At 63.7% G+C, this 16,788-nt stretch carries 14 protein-coding genes; 12 read left to right on the forward strand and 2 right to left on the reverse strand.

What is annotated here, in order from left to right; genetic code table 11:
* The first annotated feature begins 30 nt into the window (after positions 1-30).
* Complete coding sequence (gene gndA / locus P9217_RS13305) at positions 31-1,455, forward strand: NADP-dependent phosphogluconate dehydrogenase (RefSeq protein WP_278087035.1); 1,425 nt, start codon at positions 31-33, stop codon at positions 1,453-1,455.
* A gap of 116 nt (positions 1,456-1,571) precedes the next feature.
* On the opposite strand, the gene P9217_RS13310 is transcribed toward gndA, so the two are convergent.
* Positions 1,572-2,615: a LacI family transcriptional regulator gene (locus P9217_RS13310; protein ID WP_278087036.1), complete on the reverse strand. Its 1,044-nt coding sequence runs from the start codon at positions 2,613-2,615 to the stop codon at positions 1,572-1,574.
* A gap of 384 nt (positions 2,616-2,999) precedes the next feature.
* On the opposite strand from P9217_RS13310, the gene P9217_RS13315 reads away from it, so the two are divergent.
* The 8 genes from P9217_RS13315 to P9217_RS13350 all read left to right on the forward strand — a co-directional run bounded on the left by P9217_RS13315 (position 3,000) and on the right by P9217_RS13350 (position 10,894).
* Entirely contained in the window at positions 3,000-4,238 is a 1,239-nt protein-coding gene (locus P9217_RS13315) for an ABC transporter substrate-binding protein (RefSeq protein ID WP_278087037.1), read from the forward strand.
* Positions 4,239-4,323: 85 nt separating this feature from the next.
* The gene (locus tag P9217_RS13320; protein WP_278087038.1) at positions 4,324-5,217 is read left to right on the forward strand and encodes a sugar ABC transporter permease; all 894 of its coding nucleotides are present in this window, start codon (positions 4,324-4,326) and stop codon (positions 5,215-5,217) included.
* Positions 5,210-6,154 carry a carbohydrate ABC transporter permease gene (locus P9217_RS13325; RefSeq protein ID WP_278087039.1) on the forward strand — a complete coding sequence of 315 codons (945 nt, stop codon included), beginning with the start codon at positions 5,210-5,212 and terminating at the stop codon, positions 6,152-6,154. Before P9217_RS13320 ends, P9217_RS13325 begins: the two co-directional genes overlap by 8 nt.
* On the forward strand, positions 6,154-7,263 hold the full coding sequence (locus P9217_RS13330) for an ABC transporter ATP-binding protein (RefSeq protein ID WP_278087391.1): 1,110 nt from the start codon (positions 6,154-6,156) through the stop codon (positions 7,261-7,263). The genes P9217_RS13325 and P9217_RS13330 overlap by 1 nt, the downstream gene beginning before the upstream one ends.
* Positions 7,264-7,311: 48 nt before the next feature.
* Positions 7,312-8,058, forward strand: coding sequence for a sugar phosphate isomerase/epimerase (locus P9217_RS13335; protein WP_067318931.1), 747 nt, complete (start codon positions 7,312-7,314; stop codon positions 8,056-8,058).
* Positions 8,059-8,069: 11 nt separating this feature from the next.
* Positions 8,070-9,212, forward strand: coding sequence for a Gfo/Idh/MocA family oxidoreductase (locus tag P9217_RS13340; RefSeq protein WP_278087040.1), 1,143 nt, complete (start codon positions 8,070-8,072; stop codon positions 9,210-9,212).
* A gap of 106 nt (positions 9,213-9,318) precedes the next feature.
* Complete coding sequence (gene mgrA, locus P9217_RS13345; RefSeq protein ID WP_127216731.1) at positions 9,319-10,365, forward strand: L-glyceraldehyde 3-phosphate reductase; 1,047 nt, start codon at positions 9,319-9,321, stop codon at positions 10,363-10,365.
* 124 nt (positions 10,366-10,489) lie between these two features.
* A complete protein-coding gene (locus P9217_RS13350; RefSeq protein ID WP_059184736.1) occupies positions 10,490-10,894 on the forward strand; it encodes a Fur family transcriptional regulator in 405 nt (134 codons plus the stop codon).
* A 47-nt stretch (positions 10,895-10,941) separates the two neighbouring features.
* Here P9217_RS13350 and polA read toward each other — a convergent pair whose 3' ends face one another.
* Positions 10,942-13,905 carry a DNA polymerase I gene (gene polA, locus P9217_RS13355; protein WP_067318925.1) on the reverse strand — a complete coding sequence of 988 codons (2,964 nt, stop codon included), beginning with the start codon at positions 13,903-13,905 and terminating at the stop codon, positions 10,942-10,944.
* 435 nt (positions 13,906-14,340) lie between these two features.
* Here polA and P9217_RS13360 point away from each other — a divergent pair, with 435 nt between their 5' ends.
* The 3 genes from P9217_RS13360 (at position 14,341) to P9217_RS13370 (ending at position 16,759) form a co-directional block, all read left to right on the forward strand.
* Entirely contained in the window at positions 14,341-15,726 is a 1,386-nt protein-coding gene (locus tag P9217_RS13360; protein ID WP_278087041.1) for a M20/M25/M40 family metallo-hydrolase, read from the forward strand.
* A gap of 141 nt (positions 15,727-15,867) precedes the next feature.
* On the forward strand, positions 15,868-16,488 hold the full coding sequence (locus P9217_RS13365; protein WP_095783543.1) for a ribonuclease D: 621 nt from the start codon (positions 15,868-15,870) through the stop codon (positions 16,486-16,488).
* Positions 16,489-16,552: 64 nt separating this feature from the next.
* A complete protein-coding gene (locus P9217_RS13370; RefSeq protein ID WP_095778715.1) occupies positions 16,553-16,759 on the forward strand; it encodes a hypothetical protein in 207 nt (68 codons plus the stop codon).
* Positions 16,760-16,788 lie beyond the last annotated feature (29 nt).

Consider the following 16,788-nt stretch of genomic DNA (forward strand, 5'->3'; position numbering starts at 1 on the left):
CAACAAAAGTTCGAAAGCAGGGAAGAAACGATGGAAAAAGCCGAAATCGGCCTGATCGGCCTTGGCACGATGGGCTCCAACCTGGCGCTCAACATCGCCGAGCATGGGCACCGCATCGCCGTGTTCAACCGCACCGGTTCGCGCACCGACGCCTTCGTCGAGAGCGCAGGCGCGCTCAGGGACATGGTTGTGCCCTGCTACAGCCTGGAGGAACTCGCCGCAGCGATCCGGCCGCCTCGGCCGATCATCATCATGGTGCTGGCCGGCAAGCCGGTCGACGAGCAGATCGCGGCGCTGCGCGGCGTGCTCTCCGACAACGACATCGTCATCGATGCCGGCAATGCCAATTTCCGCGACACGATGCGGCGCTTCTCCGAGCTGTCGGGCTCCGGCCTGACCTTCATCGGCATGGGCGTCTCGGGCGGCGAGGAGGGCGCGCGCCACGGGCCGTCAATCATGGTCGGGGGCACGGAAGACTCCTGGAAGCGCGTCGAGAGGGTGCTGACGGCGATTTCCGCCAAGTTCAAGGACGAGCCTTGCGCCGCCTGGCTCGGCACCGACGGCGCCGGCCATTTCGTCAAGACCATCCACAACGGCATCGAATATGCCGACATGCAGATGATCGCCGAGATCTACGGCATACTGCGCGACGGTCTCGGCATGGAGCCGAAGGAGATCGGCAGGGTCTTCGACGGCTGGAACAAGGGCAGGCTCAACTCCTACCTGATCGAGATCACCGCCAAGGTTCTCGCAGCCGACGATCCCAAGACCGGCAGGCCGGTGGTCGACATCATCCTCGATCGCGCCGGCCAGAAGGGCACCGGCAAATGGTCGATCATCGAAGCGCAGCAGCTCGGCATTCCGGCGACGGCCATCGAGGCTGCCGTCGCGGCGCGCGTGCTGTCGTCGATCAAGGACGAACGGCAGGCGGCGGAAAAGGCCTACGGCAATATCGGCGTCGAGAAGATTTCCGGCGACAAGGCGGCGCTGCTGAAGGATCTCGAGCTGGCGCTGTTCGCCGGCAAGATCGCGGCTTACGCGCAAGGTTTTGCTGTGATGAGCGGCGCCTCAAAGGAATTCAACTGGAGCCTGCCGATGCCGACCATCTCCAACATATGGCGTGCCGGCTGCATCATCCGCTCGCAGATGCTGGACACAATGGCGGAGGCCTTCGGCTCAGGCGGCGCCTCGACCAATCTCCTGATGGCGCCGGCCTTCATCGCCATGATGAAGGAGGCGCATCCGTCGCTCAGGCGCATCGTGGCGCGAGCCTCCGAGGCCGGCTCACCGGTGCCGGCGCTGTCCTCGGCGCTCGCCTATTTCGACAGCTATCGCCAGGGCCGCGGCACGTCGAACCTGATCCAGGCGCAGCGCGATTTCTTCGGCGCGCACGGTTTCGAGCGCATCGGCGAGCAGGGGGCGTTCCATGGGCCGTGGGGAAGCGGCGCCGCCTAGAGTCAGATTATGCCAGGGTGCAAAGGCGGCTTCCTGCGCTCCCGGTGCTACTCAAGCGCGCTTCCGGTTCTCGGAAGCCGCCGACTCGGCCTGACCTGACTCTCAAGTCGCGCCAGTCAACCCCGATAGGGCAGGACCTCGCTCGGTTTGCTCAGCGATTGCAGTGAGCCAGGTTCCTTGCCGCCGATCCAGCCGAGCACAGCGCGGGCAAGCTCGGAGCCGGCGAGCCGGAAATTCTCGTTCACGACCAGCAGTTCGCGCCGGAACAAATGCAGCAGTTCCGAGGACTGTTTCGACACCACGTCGACATCGCGGCCGAGTTTCAGGCCGGCGTCCTCGATGCCTGCAACAACGGCGAGCGTGGCGGCGGCGGCGCTGCTGACGATGCCGTCCGGACGGCTCTCGCGGCGCATGAGCTGCGCAGTTCGCATCCTGATCTGCTCGATCGTGTGGTCGATGGAGACGGTGTTGAACGGCACCTCGCTGGCGCCGACTTCGCTCAGCGCATCGGCAAAACCGTTCACCGTGTGGTCGTAATAGGTGAGGCCGACCGGCGGCGTCACCAGAGCCAGCCGGCGCCGGCCCATGCCGCCGAGATGGCGCACCGCCTCGCCGGCGAAAGCATAGTTGTCGAAGTCGTGATAGGGATGCACCAGCCCCATGTCGGTGCGGCCATGCGTGGCAAATGGGATGCCGCGTTCCAGCATATAGCGGGCGCGCGGGTCGTTGGGCTGCGTGCGTGAAATGATGACGCCGTCGGCGGAGCCCGTCTCCACCAGATAGCGCACCGGATCCAGCGGGTCCTGCGAGCGCGAATAGGGCGTGACGATCAGGTGATAGGGCGTGTCGGCGATCACCTCGGTGACGCCGTAGATGATGTCCGAGACGAAGCTCATCAGCTCGTGCTCGGTGTTGAGCACCAGGCTGATGACGTTGGTCTTGCCCGTCCTCAGCCTCACGCCGGCGCGGTTCGGGCGATAGCCGATCTGCTTGGCGACGAGCTGCACGCGCCGCCTGGTCTCGGCGCCGATCTCCGGCGCGTCCTTCAGCGCGCGCGAGACGGTGGTGACGCCGAGCCCGGTCATGAAGGCAAGCGTCTTCAGCGTCGGCCGTCCCTTAGCCGACGTGTCGTCGTCCTTCTCGGTTGCTCGTCTGTCCATTCGTCCCGCCCATCAGGCGCATAGCAGCCGCGAAGCCGGCCGGCAATCGCGCCCATCCATTTGCGCGGCTTTCAGTCCATGACACGGTGCAATATACTGAAACGTTACAGATTGCCAACGCCCGTGATCATCGGGCAGGTCGCACTCGTTGTGGTCAGCGCCACAGGGGTGGGCTGAAAAGCTGCTGGAATCATAAGGAAATCTCGATTTACCTCCGCTTTTTGCATCAATTGGCCGCACCAGCGACTCTCCGACAGGCCCTTTGGAGAGGATTTTGTTCGTGCCCCGAAGAAATCTCATGCCGTTTCCATTCGAGGGGTTGCCTATAAGGGCCATTTGCCGTATCGAAAATCTGTAACGTTTCAGATTCTGGGAGGAACCGAAATGCGATACAAATTCCTGACCGCCGCGTTCGCCGCGACGGCCGCGCTGAACTTCGCCGGACCGGCGGCCGCGACCGATCTCGAAGTCACGCATTGGTGGACTTCGGGCGGCGAGGCGGCGGCAGTGGCCGAACTTGCCAAGGCGTTCGACGCGACCGGCAATCACTGGGTCGACGGCGCCATCGCCGGTTCCGGCGGCACAGCGCGGCCGATCATGATCAGCCGCATCACCGGCGGCGATCCGATGGGCGCCACCCAGTTCAACCACGGCCGGCAGGCGGAGGAGCTCGTCCAGGCCGGGCTGATGCGCGACCTCACCGATCTCGCAACCAAGGAAAAGTGGACGGAAATCGTGCGGCCGAAGAGCCTGCTCGACTCGTGCACCATCGGCGGCAAGATCTATTGCGTGCCGGTCAACATCCATTCCTGGCAGTGGCTATGGCTGTCGAACGAAGCCTTCCAGAAGGCCGGCGTGCCGATGCCGAAGGACTGGAATGAATTCGTGGCGGCTGCGCCGGCGCTGGAAAAAGCCGGCATCATCCCGCTCGCCGTCGGCGGGCAGCCCTGGCAGGCGTCCGGCGCCTTCGACGTGCTGCTTGCCGCCGTCGGCGGCACCGACGCCTTCCTCAAGGTCTACAGGGACAAGGACGCCAAATTCGCAGGCGGTCCCGAAATCGCCAAGGTGTTCAAGGCCGCCGACGACGCCCGTAAGATGGCCAAGAACACCAATGTGCAGGACTGGAACCAGGCGACCAATCTGGTCATCACCGGCAAGGCCGGCGGCCAGATCATGGGCGACTGGGCGCAGGGCGAGTTCCAGGTCGCCGGCAAGACCGCCGGCAAAGACTACACCTGCCTGCCCGGTCTCGGCCTGAACGAGGTCATCGCCACGGGCGGCGACGCGTTCTACTTCCCGCTGATTAAGGATGCCGACAAGGCCAAGGCTCAGGAAGTTCTGGCCGAGACGCTGCTCGACCCGAAGACCCAGGTGGCCTTCAATCTCAAGAAGGGCTCGCTTCCGGTGCGCGGCGACGTCGACCTCAACACGGCGAACGACTGCATGAAGAAGGGCCTCGCCATCCTCGCGAAAGGCGCGGTGATCCCGTGGACCGACCAGCTCTTGTCGCAGGACAGCCAAAAGCAGAAGGAGGATCTGTTCTCCGAATTCTTCGCCAAGCCCGACATGACGCTCGAAGAGGCGCAGAAGCGCTTCGCCGACATCATCGCGTCGGCAGACTGATCAACGGCGCCCCCGCCAGCTCCCGGCCCCCGCCTATCCGGGGTCGGGAGCGTGATGCCCTCATTGTCCCAGCCCGGCTGCCGAGATGAGCAACAGCGAACGCCCCAACCAGCTTTTACGCAACCTCAACGCCAAGGTCGCATCGATCCCGATGATCCTGACCGCGCTGGTCGTCTTCGTCGGCGACACGGCCTGGACGGTGCTCTATTCCTTCACCAATTCGAAGCTCTTGCCGCGGCTGAATTTCGTCGGCCTCGACCAATATTACCGGCTATGGGCGACGCCGCGCTGGCTGGTGTCGATCGAGAACCTTTTGATCTACGGCGTGATCTCGCTGGTGTTCTCGCTGGTGATCGGCTTCATCCTCGCGGCATTGCTCGATCAGAAGATCCGCTTCGAGGACACGTTCCGCACGATCTTTCTCTACCCTTTCGCCCTTTCTTTCATCGTCACCGGGCTGGTCTGGCAGTGGCTGCTCAATCCCGATTTCGGCATCCAGCGCGTCGTGCGAGACCTCGGCTGGACGAGCTTCAGCTTCGATCCGCTCTACAATTCCAGCATCGTCATCTACGGCATTTCGATCGCGGCCCTCTGGCAAGGCACGGGACTGATCATGTGCCTGATGCTCGCCGGCCTGCGCGGCATCGACGAGGACATCTGGAAGGCCGCACGGGTTGACGGCATACCGATGTGGAAGACTTATGTCTTCATCATCATACCGATGATGCGGCCGGTCTTTGTCACCACCTTGGTGATCATCGCCGCCGGCATCGTCAAGGTCTATGACCTTGTGGTGGCGCAGACCAGCGGCGGTCCGGGTATCGCTTCCGAAGTGCCGGCGAAATACGTCTACGACTACATGTTCTTTGCCCAGAATCTCGGCCAGGGCTTTGCCGCCTCGACCATGATGCTGCTCTCGGTGGTAATCGTCATCGTGCCTTGGGCCTATCTCGAATTCGGAGGCAAAAAGCATGGCTGAAGCTGCTGCCTCCATCTCCGGTGACGCTCTTCGGCGCGAAGCCCTGTCGCGCGATGCATCGGGGCCGAGCGGAACGAAGCCGCGGCACGTGCTCTCGCGCCGCAACATCTTCCTCTACGGCACGCTGATCGTCGTGGCGCTCTATTACCTGCTGCCGCTCTACGTGATGATCGTCACATCGCTGAAGGGCATGCCGGAAATCCGCCTCGGCAACATCTTCTCGCCGCCGCTGGAGATCACCTTCGAGCCTTGGGTCAAGGCGTGGTCGCAGGCCTGCACCGGGCTCAATTGCGACGGGCTGTCGCGCGGCTTCTGGAACTCGGTGCGCATCACCGTGCCGTCGGTGCTGCTGTCGATCGCGATCGCTTCGGTCAACGGCTATGCCTTGGCCAACTGGCGCTTCAAGGGCGCCGACACCTTCTTCATCATCCTGATCGTCGGCGCCTTCATTCCCTATCAGGTGATGATCTACCCGATCGTCATCATCCTGCGCGAGATCGGCATCTACGGCACGCTGACCGGCCTCGTGATCGTGCATTCGATCTTCGGCATGCCGATCCTGACGCTCCTGTTCCGCAACTATTTCACGTCCATGCCGGAGGAACTGTTCCGCGCGGCGCGCGTCGACGGCGCCGGTTTCTGGGGCATCTACCTGCGCATCATGCTGCCGATGTCGCTGCCGATCTTCGTCGTCGCCATCATCCTGCAGGTGACCGGCATCTGGAACGACTTCCTGTTCGGCGTCGTCTACACCCGCCCCGACACCTATCCGATGACGGTGCAGCTCAACAACATCGTCAACTCGGTACAGGGCGTGAAGGAGTACAACGTCAACATGGCCGCGACCATCCTGACCGGCCTTGTGCCGCTCATCGTCTACTTCGTTTCCGGCAAGCTCTTCGTGCGCGGCATCGCCGCCGGCGCGGTGAAAGGATGATGATGGCAGCAGCGATCGCCAATCCCAGCGTTTCGATCCAGGACCTGTCGCTGAATTTCGGCGTCATGTCGGTGCTGAAGACGCTCAATCTCGACGTCGCCGAGGGCGAGTTCATCGTGCTGCTCGGACCATCCGGCTGCGGCAAGTCGACCTTGCTCAACTGCATCGCCGGCCTGCTCGACATCTCCGAGGGCCGCATCTTCATCAAGGGCAAGAATGTCACCTGGGAGGAGCCGAAGGATCGCGGCATCGGCATGGTGTTCCAGTCCTACGCCCTCTACCCGCAGATGACGGTGGAAAAGAACCTTTCCTTCGGCCTGCGGGTCGCCGGCGTGCCCAAGGACGAGATCGCCAAACGCATCGCGCGCGCGGCGGAGATCCTGCAGATCGAGCCGCTGTTGCAGAGGAAGCCGTCGGCGCTTTCCGGAGGCCAGCGGCAGCGCGTGGCGATCGGGCGGGCACTGGTGCGCGACGTCGATGTCTTCCTGTTCGACGAGCCGCTCTCCAACCTCGACGCCAAGCTGCGGTCGGAATTGCGCGTCGAGATCAAACTTTTGCACCGCAGGCTGCAGAACACGATGATCTACGTAACCCACGACCAGATCGAGGCGATGACGCTGGCCGACCGTATCGCGGTGATGAAGGGCGGCGTCGTCCAGCAGCTCGATGCGCCCCAGACGATCTACAATCGCCCGGTCAACCGCTTCGTCGCCGGCTTCCTCGGCTCGCCGGCGATGAATTTTATCAAGGGGCACCTGGAAGCAAGCGAGGCGCCGGTGTTCAAGGCCGACGGTGTTTCGGTGCCGCTGGGCCGCTATCAATTCGAAAACGAAGGCGGGCGCGCCGCCAGGCCCTGCGTGTTCGGCATCCGGCCGGAGCATATCGCTTTTGGCGAAGCGGCGAGGGCCATGCCGTTCACCGCCGAGTCCACTGTCGAGATTGTCGATCCGATGGGCTCCGACACGCTGGTGTGGACGAAGCTCGGCGGCCAGATCCTCTCCTTCCGCGTCGAAGCCGACAAGACGCTGCGCAACGGCGATGCGATACGCATCGGCTTCGATCCGGCGCGCGCCTCGCTGTTCGACGCCGAGACCGACAGCAGGCTCTAACCTCCCAGACCACAACCTCCCGGAACCATCAACAGAACGGACAGACAGATGAACTGGTCATTCCAACTTTACAGTGCCCGCAACTTCCAGCCATGGGACGGCGTGCTGAAAATGCTCGGCGAACTGGGCTACAAAGAAGTCGAAGGTTTCGGCGGCGTCTATGACGATCCGAAGGCTTTCCGTGCCGAGCTCGATAAGAACGGGCTCGCCATGCCGACCGGGCATTTCTCGATCGATGCGCTGGAGAAGGATTTCGACGGCGTGCGCAGAATTGCCGATGCGCTCGGCATCTCGCTGCTCATCTGCCCCTACCTCATGCCCGATGCGCGGCCGGGCGATGCCGCCGGCTGGCGCGGCTTCGGCGAGCGACTCGCCAAGGTGGGCGACACCGCGAAGAAGGCCGGCTACGGCTTTGCCTGGCACAACCATGATTTCGAGTTCAAGCCGCTCGCCGACGGCTCGCTGCCGCAGGACCACATCCTGTCGGCTGCGCCCGACATCGGCTGGGAGATGGACGTTGCCTGGGTGGTGCGCGGCGGCGCCGATCCGCTGCCCTGGATCGAAAGGCACGGCAAGCGCATCAGTGCCGTCCACGTCAAAGACATGGCGAAGCCGGGGGAGGGGCTGGACGAGGACGGCTGGTCGGATGTCGGTCACGGCACCATCGACTGGGCGGGCCTGATCAAGGCGCTGCGCGCGAAAAGCGCGACGAAGTACTTCGTCATGGAGCAGGACAACCCCAACGACATCGAGCGCTTCGCCCGTCGCTCGATCGAATCCGTCAAGAATTACTAGGACATACCATCATGGCAAACAAACTTGGCGTAGGCGTCATCGGCTGCGGCAACATCTCGAAGGCGTATTTCTCGCTGGCGCCGCTCTTCCGCGGCATCGAGATGCGCGCCTGCGCGGACATCAACATGGACGCGGCGAAGATGCGGGCGAAGGAGTTCAAGCTCCGCGCCGAAACGGTCAACGACCTTCTCAAAGATGACGACATCGATATCGTCGTTAATCTCACCATTCCGGCCGTGCACTATGACGTGTCGAAGGCGGTGCTCGACGCTGGCAAGCACGTCTATTCGGAAAAGCCCTTCGTGCTGTCGGTCAAGGAAGGACTGGATCTCAAGAAGCGGGCGGAGAAGAAGGGGCTTCGCATCGGCTCGGCTCCCGACACGTTTTTCGGCGGCGCGCATCAGCTGGCCCGCGATCTGATCGACAGCGGCAAGCTTGGCAAGATCACCAGCGGCACCTGCCATGTGATGGGCCATGGCATGGAACACTGGCACCCCAATCCCGACTTCTTCTTCCAGCCGGGCGCCGGTCCGGTGCTCGACATCGGCCCGTACTATGTCACCAACCTGATCCAGCTGATCGGGCCGGTGAAGCAGGTCGCGGCTTTCGCGGCGACGCCGGCCAAGGAGCGCACCATCAGCTCCAAACCGCGCGCGGGCGAAAAAATCCCGGTCAACACGCCGACCACCATCCATGCGCTGCTGGAATTCGCGAATGGCGCGGTGGTGACACTCAACACCTCGTGGGACGTGTGGAACCACGGCCATGCGCCGATGGAGCTCTACGGCGAGGCGGGCACCGTCTTTGTGCCGGACCCGAATTTCTTCGGCGGCGAAGTCCGCTTCACCGATGCGACCAAGCCGGTGAAGAAGCTTCCCAAGTGGGATCATCCGTTCGGCGTGCCCAATGAGATGCACAGCCAAGGCATGATGGCCAACTACCGCACGGCAGGTCTTGCCGACATGGCGATCGCGATCGGCGAAGGGCGGCCGCACCGCTGCTCGATGGAGCTGGCGCTGCATGCCGTCGATGTCATGACCGGCGTCCTGCGCTCCGGCGAAAGCGGCAAGTTCGTCGCCATGCAGACGACCTGCGAGCGGCCGGCGGCGCTCGGCATCAAGGAAGCGAAGGCGCTGCTGGCGAAGAAAAAGTAGGTGGCAACCCCTCTCCCCGTTTCGGCGGGGAGAGGGTAAAGGTGCGGGGCGAGCATCGATTCAAGTCACTTAGCGGCGATCCCGGCCGCCTTCCCAAGGATTCCCTATGCCCTATGTCGCCGCCGAGAATCGCTACGAGAAGATGATCTACAACCGGTGCGGACGGTCCGGCCTCAAGCTGCCGGCCATCTCGCTCGGGCTGTGGCACAATTTCGGCAATGACACGCCGCACAAGACCAAGCAGGCGATCGTGCGCAGAGCCTTCGACCTCGGCATCACGCATTTCGATCTCGCCAACAATTACGGCCCACCGCCCGGCTCGGCCGAGACCGCCTTTGGCGAGATCCTGCGCACCGATTTCGCCGCCTATCGTGACGAGCTGATCATCTCGACCAAGGCCGGCTATGAGATGTGGGCCGGCCCCTACGGCGAATGGGGCAGCCGCAAATATGTGCTCGCGAGCCTCGACCAGAGCCTCAAGCGGATGGGGCTCGATTATGTCGATATTTTCTATTCCCACCGTTTCGATCCCGAGACGCCGCTGGAAGAAACGATGAGCGCGCTCGACCATGCGGTGCGCTCGGGCAAGGCGCTCTATGCCGGCATCTCCTCCTACAATTCGCAGCGCACCCGCGAGGCGGCCGACATCCTGCGGCGGCTCGGCACGCCCTGCCTGATCCATCAGCCGAGCTATTCCATGCTCAACCGCTGGGTGGAGGAAGACGGGCTGCTCGATACGCTGGAAGGGCTCGGCATCGGCTCGATCGTGTTCTCGCCGCTGGCGCAGGGCATGCTGACCGATAAATATCTCGGCGGCATCCCGGAAGGCAGCCGCGCATCCCAGGGCAAGTCGCTGCGTCCGACTTTCATCAACGATAAGTCGGTCACCAACATCAAGGCATTGAATGCCATCGCCGGCCGGCGCGGCCAGACGCTGGCGCAGATGGCGCTGGCCTGGGTGCTGCGCAAGGGACGCGTGACGACGGCGCTGATCGGCGCCAGCCGGCCGGAACAGGTCGAGGATTGCGTCGGCGCTCTCAAGGCGCTCGACTTCAGCGACGCCGAGCTTGCCGAGATCGACACCTATGCGCGCGAGGCCGACATCAATCTTTGGGCGGCATCCGCCGAGCGCAAGGGACCGCCGCGCAAGTAGCCCGCGCCGGGCCGCCAGCTGCGGAAACAGTGGCAAAGATGCGCGTTCGTCGCTATCTCATGGACCAAAGGCGGTTCGCGTGCGCAGTCGGCACGCGAAACGACGCGACGACCGGACGGACAAGATGACGGCAAGGGATGCGCTTACCAAGAACCAGCTGTGCGTGCTTGAGAAGCTCGAAGCCGCCAGCGGGCCGCTGAGCGCCTATATGCTGCTCGATCAACTGCGCGAGCGCGGCTTCCGGGCGCCGCTGCAGGTCTACCGCGCGCTGGACACGCTGGTGAAGTCGGGCTTCGTGCACCGGCTCGAAAGCTTGAACTCCTTCGTCGCCTGCGCCGAGCCGCACGACCACAGTCATTCGATGACCGCATTCGCCATCTGCGACAGCTGCGGCCAGGTAACCGAAATGTCCGACCATGATGTCGACCACCGGCTGGACGAATGGGTGCGCTCGACCGGCTTCGCCGCCAAGAAGGCGGTGATCGAGTTTCGCGGGGTTTGCGCGAAGTGTAGAGCTGAGGCGGCTTAGCCCCTCGAGTCGTCATCCTCGGGTCAAGCCCGAGGATGACGAAGGTATCAGTGCGCCTCGTCCCAGTTGTCGGCGGCCCGCGCATCGACATGCAGCGGCACCGACATCGAGACCGCCGGCATCGGCGCGTTCTCCATCACGCGGCGCACCACCGGAATTGTCGCTTCGACTTCCGCTTCCACCGTCTCGAAGATAAGCTCGTCATGCACCTGCAAGAGCATGCGGGCCGACAGCTTCGCCTTCTCCAGCGCCTCTTCCATGTGCACCATGGCGCGGCGGATGATGTCGGCCGCAGTGCCCTGGAGCCTCGCATTGATCGAAGCGCGCTCGTTGAAGGCGCGAACCGACGGGTTGGAGGACCTTATCTCCGGATAGTGGATGCGGCGGCCGAAGATCGTTTCGACGAAGCCGTATTCGCGCGCATAGGCCTTGGTTTCCTCGATATAGTCGCGGATGCCCGGGAAGCGCTCGAAATAGCGCTTGATGTAGGCGCTCGCCTCCTCGCGCGGGATCGACAGCTGGTTCGCCAGACCGAAGGCCGAGATGCCGTAGATGATGCCGAAATTGATCGCCTTGGCACGCCGCCGCACTTCCGAAGGCATGCCTGCGACCGGCACGTTGAACATTTCGGACGCGGTGATGGCGTGGATATCGGCGCCGTCCGCAAAAGCCTGCTTGAGCTGCGGGATTTCGGCGACATGGGCCAGCACGCGCAATTCAATCTGGCTGTAGTCGGCCGAGACCAGCTTGTGGCCCTTTTCGGCGATGAAGGCGGTCCTGATCTTGCGGCCTTCGGCGGTGCGCACCGGGATGTTCTGCAGGTTGGGATCGGAGGATGACAGACGACCGGTCGTCGTTGCGGCCAGCGCATAGGAAGTGTGGACGCGGTTGGTGCCGGCATTGATGAAGCCGGGCAAGGCGTCGGTATAGGTCGATTTCAGCTTGGTGAGCTGGCGCCAGTCGACGATCTTGCGCGGCAGCTCGTGGCCTTCGGCGGCGAGGTCTTCCAGCAGCTGCGCCGAGGTCGACCACTGGCCGGTCTTGGTCTTGGAGCCGCCCGGCAGCCCCATCTTGCCGAACAATATGTCGCCGAGCTGCTTCGGCGAGCCGATGTTGATGCGCTCGCCGACGATGCCATAGATCTCTTCCTCGGCGCGGGCGGCGCCTTGCGCCAGCTCACCCGACAGTCTGGAGAGAATCTGGCGATCGACCGAAATGCCGCGCTGCTCCATGCGGGCGAGCACGGGCACAAGCGGCCGCTCCAGCCTTTCATAGACGGAGACGAGACCCTTGGCGGCGAGCCGCGGCTTCAGCAATTGCCACAGCCGCAGCGCCAGATCGGCCTGCTCGCCGGCATAGGCGGTCGCCCGCTCGATGTCGACCTGGTCGAAGCCGACCGCGCCCTTGCCCGAGCCGGCAAGCTCCTTCTTCGTGCCTGGCGCATGGCCGAGCCACTTCTCCGACAGCGAGGCGAGGTCATGCCCGCCGGATGTGCCGGCGTCGAGCACGTAGGAGATCAGCATCGTGTCGTCGAACGGGCCGACCTCGATACCATGCCGGCTCATCACGACAATGTCGTATTTCATGTCCTGGACGATCTTGAGGACCGACCCGTCCTCGAGCAGGGGCTTGAGCAGAGCCAGCGCGTCGCGGACCGGGACCTGGTCCGCCAGCATGCCGCCGCCAAGCAGGTCGCCATTGCCGCTCGTGTGGGCGAGCGGCACGTAGGCGGCGCGGCCCGGCGCGATCGCCATGGACAGGCCGATCAAGTCGGCCTGCATCGGATCGGACGAAGAGGTCTCGGCGTCGAAGGCAAGGATGCCGGCTTCCCTCGCTTCGGCGATCCAGGCCTTCAGCGCGGCCGTATCGCGAATGGCGACATAGGCCGCGGGATCGATCTTGCGCGCCGTCGCCTGCTCCAGCCGCAGCGCGGAGAGCAGGGAAGGCGTATCGCCCTGCGGTGGGGCATCCTGGGGCCTGACCGGTGCTGCAGGCTTCGCGGCGCCGTTCGGCGTCGCCGCCGGTCTTGAGGCAGTCGGCGTGCCGGCGCCGACATCGGGACCATGTGCGGTGTCGGCGCGCTCGATGGTGACACTGGAAGCCTGGACGTCGCCGATCTCGGTTGCAGTCGCTTCCGCGACGCGGCGTGTCAGCGTGGTGAACTCCATCGTCTTCAGGAAGCCGATCAGCTTCGGCCCGTCCGGGGCATGCAGCACAAGGTCGTCCAGCCCCTCCTTGAGCGGCACGTCGTTCTTCAACGTCACCAGCTCGCGCGAGATGCGCGCCTTGTCGGCATTGGCGATGATCGATTCGCGCCGCTTTTCCTGCTTGATCTCGCCGGCGCGCGCCAGCAGGCCGTCAAGGTCTCCGAACTGCTCCAGAAGTTGCGCCGCGGTCTTCGGGCCGATGCCGGGCACGCCGGGCACGTTGTCGACGGAGTCGCCGGTCAGCGCCTGCAGGTCGATCATCTTTTCCGGTGGCACGCCCCATTTCTCGATTACCTCGGGAATGCCGATCTGGCGATCCTTCATCGGGTCGTACATGCCGACCGTCGGGCCGACCAATTGCATCAGGTCCTTGTCGGAGGAGATGATGGTGGTGTCGGCGCCGACCTCGCAGGCTAGGCGGCAATAGGTGGCGATGATGTCGTCAGCCTCGAAGCCTTCCATCTCGATGCAGGGCAGGTTGAAGGCCACGGTCGCCTGGCGGATCAGGCCGAATTGCGGGATCAGGTCTTCCGGCGGCGCCGAGCGGTTGGCCTTGTATTCGGGATAAAGATCGCTGCGGAAGGTCTTCGCCGAATAGTCGAAGATGACGGCAAAATGGGTCGGCACGATGCCCACGTTCGTGTTGCGGGCGTCCTGCATCAGCTTCCATACCATGTTGCAGAAGCCGAGCACGGCGCTGGTGGGCAGGCCGTCGGATTTGCGGTTGAGCGGCGGCAGCGCGTGGTAGGCGCGGAAAATGTAGCCGGAGCCGTCGACAAGAAAGAGATGATCGCCTTTTTTCATGCCGGCAGGGATAGCGCGGCCAAGCTTCGCGGTCCATGCCAAAGGCTGCGCAAACGGCCGGTTCCGGCAACACCCCTGACAGACAGGTCTCGGACAAAATTCAGCCGCTCACGGGCATGTTACAAAAGTGTAATCTTCGTGCCCTTGAATCGCCATTTTCACAGACCCAAATAGCTGTCATCGGCAATTTTCGCCGAAGTCCGGAGTAAGGCCCGTCCCCCGCCTATCCCGGGCAACTGCGGCAGCCTATCCCCCCTCTCCGGGCTGCCGCAACGTTTCGAGTAAAGACCGCCGTGGTTCCCCCTCCACCACGGCGGTTCTTTTTTGTCTCCCAGCCCGCGTGTTACCGACGCCGGAACGCGTGGCCCAACGATCGCGGCTTTGCGTTTTCTGCTCGCCCCTTTAGGGTCGGGCCAGAATCGAAAGGCTGAAGAAATGTCCAGACTCTCCCCCGTCCTTGACCGTCTCGACCAGAACCTCGACCAGAGCCTGGAGCGGCTTTTCGGCTTGCTTGGTATCAAGTCGATCTCCACCGACCCGGCCTTTGCCGCCGATTGCCGCAAGGGCGCCGAATGGCTGGCGGCCGAGCTCAAGCTGATCGGCTTCGACGCCAGGGTGCGCGACACGCCCGGCCACCCGATGGTGGTGGCGCATCACCCAGGACCGGCCGGGGCGCCGCATGTGCTGTTCTACGGCCATTACGACGTGCAGCCGGTCGATCCGATCGAGCTGTGGGAAACGGACCCGTTCGCGCCGGCGATCAAGGAGGTCCAGCCCGGACGCAAGGTGATCGCCGGGCGCGGCTCGGCGGACGACAAGGGTCAGCTGATGACCTTCGTCGAGGCCTGCCGCGCCTGGAAGCAGGTGCACGGCAATCTGCCGTGCCGCGTCACGATCCTGTTCGAGGGCGAGGAAGAGTCCGGCTCGCCGTCGCTCAAGCCTTTTCTCGAGGCCAACGCCGCCGAGCTGAAAGCGGATTTCGCGCTGGTCTGCGACACCAGCATGTGGAACCGCGAGACGCCGTCGATCTGCGTGTCGCTACGCGGCATGGTCGGCGAGGAAGTCACCGTCAAGGCAGCCAGCCGCGACCTGCATTCAGGCCTCTATGGCGGCCCGGCCGCCAATCCGATCCGGATCCTGACCAAAATTCTCGCCGACATTCATGATCAAGACGGCCGCATCACTATCCCGGGCTTCTATGACGGCGTCGAAGAGACGCCCTCGCAGGTGCTGAAATCCTGGGAGGGGCTCGGCGAGACCGCCGAGACCTTCCTCGGACCGGTCGGGCTTTCCATTCCCGCCGGCGAAAAGGGCCGCTCCGTGCTCGAACTCACCTGGGCACGGCCGACGGCCGAGTTCAACGGCATCATCGGCGGCTATACCGGCAAGGGCTTCAAGACGGTGATCGCGGCGGAAGCATCGGCGAAAGTGTCGTTCCGGCTCGTCCACAAGCAGGATCCGAGAAAAATCCGCGCCGCCTTCCAGGCTTTCGTGCGCGATCGGATTCCCGGCGACTGCTCCGTCGAATTCCATCCGCATGGCGGCTCGCCGGCGATCCAGCTTTCCTACGACTCGCCGTTCCTGGCCAAGGCCAAGGATGCGCTCTCCGACGAATGGGAAAAGCAGGCCGTCACCACCGGCGGCGGCGGCTCCATCCCCGTGGTCGGCGATTTTAAGACCTATCTCGGCATGGAATCGCTGCTGGTCGGCTTCGGCCTCGATGACGACCGCATCCATTCGCCCAACGAGAAGTACGAACTCACCTCCTTCCACAAGGGGCAGCGTTCCTGGGCGCGCATTCTCGATGCTCTGACACGCTGAGGTGAACCCGCGGCGGACCGCGAAAATCAACTTTCTGTTGATTTTTTTCCGGATCGCGGCAAGGACGGGCGTGATAGCGCAATGCGCGGCGCCTTCGCGTCCAAAGACGGGTGCGCCGCTGGCTGCGATCCGGAGAAGAGAATGACCGACATCCGTTTCCACAAGAACGATCTGCCGGACCTTTCCCGCTACAATGTCGGTGCGGTCGCCATCGACACGGAAACGCTGGGCTTGAACCCGCATCGTGACCGGCTCTGCGTGGTTCAGATCTCGCCCGGCGACGGCAGCGCCGACGTCATCCAGATCGCGCCGGGCCAGAAGGAGGCGCCCAACCTCGTCAGCCTTCTCAGGAACGACGCCGTGGTGAAGCTGTTTCACTACGGCCGTTTCGACATTGCCGTCCTTTATCACGCTTTCGGCGTCATGGCCGAACCGGTTTTCTGCACAAAGATCGCCTCGCGGCTGACCCGTACCTACACCGACCGCCACGGGCTGAAGGATATATGCAACGAACTGCTCGGTATCGGCCTCTCCAAGGCGCAGCAATCGTCGGACTGGGCGGCGGAAACACTGTCGCCCGAGCAGCTCGAATATGCCGCCTCCGACGTGCTTTACCTGCACCGGCTGCGCGAGGTGCTGGCCGCGCGGCTTGCGCGCGAGGGTCGCACCAAGGAGGCCGAAGCCTGCTTCCGCTTCCTGCCGACGCGCGCCAAGCTCGATCTGATGGGCTGGGCGGAAGAGGATATCTTCGCGCATAGCTGACGACCCGGCGCGTCGAGCGACGTTCCTGCCGGTCCATTGTCGGCGTGAGATGAGGAGGGATTGAATGGCAGAGCGCAAACCGATAGCGAGCGCGCCGAAGGACGGCTCGCAGGTCACGATCCTGTGGAACGACGAGCACGGCGTGGTCAACGAATCCGTCGGGCAATACCGCGACGGCGGCTGGTGGGTCTACACCGACAGCAACACACAGAAAAAAGTCGAGCCGACCAGTTGGCGGCCTGCATCGGCCAATGATGACAGCGACCAGTGAGCGACCGCCGCAGGGCCTCGAAGCAGGCG

Origin of the sequence: Mesorhizobium sp. WSM4989, from assembly GCF_029625795.1 — a bacterium.
GTDB lineage: Bacteria > Pseudomonadota > Alphaproteobacteria > Rhizobiales > Rhizobiaceae > Mesorhizobium.

What these genes read in the sequence shown, in the direction of transcription:
- P9217_RS13365 (WP_095783543.1), top strand. Translation starts at nt 15,868, where the DNA reads ATGACCGACATCCGTTTCCACAAGAACGATCTGCCGGACCTTTCCCGC.
- P9217_RS13370 (WP_095778715.1), top strand. Translation starts at nt 16,553, where the DNA reads ATGGCAGAGCGCAAACCGATAGCGAGCGCGCCGAAGGACGGCTCGCAG.
- P9217_RS13315 (WP_278087037.1), top strand. Translation starts at nt 3,000, where the DNA reads ATGCGATACAAATTCCTGACCGCCGCGTTCGCCGCGACGGCCGCGCTG.
- P9217_RS13325 (WP_278087039.1), top strand. Translation starts at nt 5,210, where the DNA reads ATGGCTGAAGCTGCTGCCTCCATCTCCGGTGACGCTCTTCGGCGCGAA.
- P9217_RS13340 (WP_278087040.1), top strand. Translation starts at nt 8,070, where the DNA reads ATGGCAAACAAACTTGGCGTAGGCGTCATCGGCTGCGGCAACATCTCG.
- P9217_RS13335 (WP_067318931.1), top strand. Translation starts at nt 7,312, where the DNA reads ATGAACTGGTCATTCCAACTTTACAGTGCCCGCAACTTCCAGCCATGG.
- P9217_RS13360 (WP_278087041.1), top strand. Translation starts at nt 14,341, where the DNA reads ATGTCCAGACTCTCCCCCGTCCTTGACCGTCTCGACCAGAACCTCGAC.
- P9217_RS13310 (WP_278087036.1), bottom strand. Translation starts at nt 2,615, where the DNA reads ATGGACAGACGAGCAACCGAGAAGGACGACGACACGTCGGCTAAGGGA.
- P9217_RS13330 (WP_278087391.1), top strand. Translation starts at nt 6,154, where the DNA reads ATGATGGCAGCAGCGATCGCCAATCCCAGCGTTTCGATCCAGGACCTG.
- P9217_RS13350 (WP_059184736.1), top strand. Translation starts at nt 10,490, where the DNA reads ATGACGGCAAGGGATGCGCTTACCAAGAACCAGCTGTGCGTGCTTGAG.
- P9217_RS13320 (WP_278087038.1), top strand. Translation starts at nt 4,324, where the DNA reads ATGAGCAACAGCGAACGCCCCAACCAGCTTTTACGCAACCTCAACGCC.
- gndA (WP_278087035.1), top strand. Translation starts at nt 31, where the DNA reads ATGGAAAAAGCCGAAATCGGCCTGATCGGCCTTGGCACGATGGGCTCC.
- mgrA (WP_127216731.1), top strand. Translation starts at nt 9,319, where the DNA reads ATGCCCTATGTCGCCGCCGAGAATCGCTACGAGAAGATGATCTACAAC.
- polA (WP_067318925.1), bottom strand. Translation starts at nt 13,905, where the DNA reads ATGAAAAAAGGCGATCATCTCTTTCTTGTCGACGGCTCCGGCTACATT.